Source organism: Nocardioides sp., from assembly GCF_034670285.1.
Classification (GTDB): Bacteria; Actinomycetota; Actinomycetes; order Propionibacteriales; family Nocardioidaceae; genus Nocardioides.
The window spans coordinates 1-2301 of the sequence record NZ_JAXMNS010000505.1; the positions used below are offsets into that span (position 1 = coordinate 1).

Genomic DNA, 2301 nt, shown 5'->3' on the forward strand with positions numbered 1-2301 from the left:
TTCGGCGTGGAACGTGCCCGGGCCCCGGTGGTAGCCCTCGGCGAGCGTGCGGCCGTCGGGTGCGAGCAGCACGCAGCCCACCCGTCGGGTGTCGGCCTCCATCGGCACCCCCGGCGTCGCGGCAAGCGTCAGGGCGCGACGCATCGCGTCCTGCTCTGCGGCTGCGTGGGTCATGGTGCGCGTGGTCTCCGGTCCGGTGCGCTCACGGACTCTGGGGACGACGGCCATCGGCGGACCTCTCGGGCGCGACCTCAGGACGCGGCGGGGGTACGTCGACGAACCACCTGCGTGCACTTCCCATCCGGACTTTAACCGTCGGTCCAGGAATCTCACCTGGTCAACCGATCGCTGGCTGCGACCGGGTCGCGGACTTTCACCGCCGGCTCGGAATTGCACCGACCCCAGAGCACGCGAGCTTGATTGCTCGTCGGGACAACCTTCCCACACACGGCCGCCCCCGAGGGTGTGGGGCGCGTCACGTGGACGCGCTCAGTCCCACCCCAGGCGGAGCACGGCCTTCGGGTCGAGCGGAGTGATCCCCCGCGCTGCCGCCAGCAGCCCTGTGCCGGCCGGGTTGCCGGTGTAGACGGCGGGCCCTCCACCGAGCCGAGCGGCCCAGGCCGCGGAGAACGCCTGGGCTGTCTCGGCGCGCACCCCGGCGACGGTCGGTACGGCGTGCCAGACGGCGCCGGTGGGGCGCACGGTCGAGAGCGGCAGCCAGGGCCGAGTCGACGTGCCGATCACGGGCCGGGGCACGAGGTAGCGAGGAGTGCCGACCGGCCCCAGAACCTCGACAAGCGCTGCTGCGAACAGCTCGCTCTCCTGCTCCGCGCGAGCACCTGCGACGTCCAGGAGCACGCGCACGCGACCGTCGGAGGACGGATGCCAACGCACGTGCTCCGCCCCGGCGGACACCAGCCCGGCAGCGTGCAGCCCGTCGGCCAACGCCCACGCGTGCTGGACCAGGTCGGGCGGTCGTCGTACGTCGGTCAGCAGGTCTGCGCGCCGGCGCACTGCCAGAGCCATGGCAGCGGCCACGAGCACCAGGCCGAGCGCGCCGAGCGCGGCCTGGTTGCTGGCCAGCGCAGCCACCAGTGCAGCCAGCCCTCCGACCAACGACAGCTTCGCGCTACCGTGCCAGACGCGGGTGTCGCCGACCAGCCCCTGCTCCTGCAGCAACAGCGGCGGCGGCGGCGGCGGCGCGACGGTGGAGTCGTCCGTCGGACGGTGCGAGAGAGCAGCGGGCACCCGCGGGGGGTGCACCCAGACGACGTGCCGCACTCGGTCGACGTACGGCTCCCCCACCGCCCAGGCCTCGCGGACGAGGTCGCGCTGCTCGGAGCGGATGATCATCGCGGCGTTGAGCGTGCCGAACGCGTCGGGCGGTGGCGGACGGAACGGCGACAGGTCGGGGTGCACGTGCGCGACCCCGTCGACGACCTCCCCGTCGGTGTCGACGCCGAAGTAGCCCTGGTGCTTGCGCACGGTGCGCCGCCAGTCGTTGTCGCCGCGTGGGTGGGCATCGCTCACCGCGCACACGGTCCAGTTGACCGCGACCTTGTCGGGATCCCCAGGATCGAGGCGCAGGGTGCGGCCGCGGGTCTGCACGATGCTGCCCGGCGTGGTCGTGGTGCTGAGGTCGACCAGGCCGGTGCAGGTCGGGGCGTCCCAGCCCTCGCCCAGGAGCGCCCGGGTGCCGACCAGCACCTGACAACGTCGTTCGGTGAAGTGCTCGGTCACGACCCGCACCCACGTGCGACTCGTCCACGCTCCGCTGAGCTCGGAGATCCCCTCGTCGTCCGGCTCGCTGATGACGAGGTCCAGCTCGGGCACTCGGGCGCGCAGCCGGCGCAGGGTCTCCGGGGCGCCCGCGACCGTGCGTCCGGTGACCATCAGCGGGGAGAGGCACGCGGTCTCCGGCGCGGCCAGCAGGTGGGCCAGCGCAGCGCGCGCCGAACCGGCCCGCCGGGCGACGACGCCGGTGAGGTCTGCGGGCAGCGTGGCCGAGGCTGCCTCGTGGTCGCAGACGACGAGCATCGCCATCCGGTCTCCGAGGGCGCGGTGCTCGGCCCCCACGATCTCGACGAGCGCGCGTGCCTTTGCTGCGCTGCGCGCCAGGACGCGGTCGACCGGGCTGCGTCCGCGACGCACCCCGGCGCGGGTCAGCTGCCAGCCCACCGACGGGAGCGCGGCTCGGAGCCCCTCGACCACCGCGGCGTCGCGCGGGTCGTCGCTGTGGCGCAGGCAGGCGTCGTACCAGTCGTCGACCAGCAGCGCCCAGTCCTCGGCAATTTTACAGAT

At 73.6% G+C, this 2301-nt stretch carries 2 pseudogenes and 1 riboswitch; both pseudogenes read right to left on the bottom strand.

The features are described 5' to 3' along the window. Positions 1-228, bottom strand: a pseudogene (locus tag VOI19_RS18305) (hypothetical protein); the annotation flags it as partial. A 56-nt stretch (positions 229-284) separates the two neighbouring features. Beyond that, a riboswitch (FMN riboswitch) is annotated at positions 285-414 on the bottom strand. 75 nt (positions 415-489) lie between these two features. Next, a pseudogene (locus VOI19_RS18310) lies at positions 490-2301 on the bottom strand (DEAD/DEAH box helicase); the annotation flags it as partial.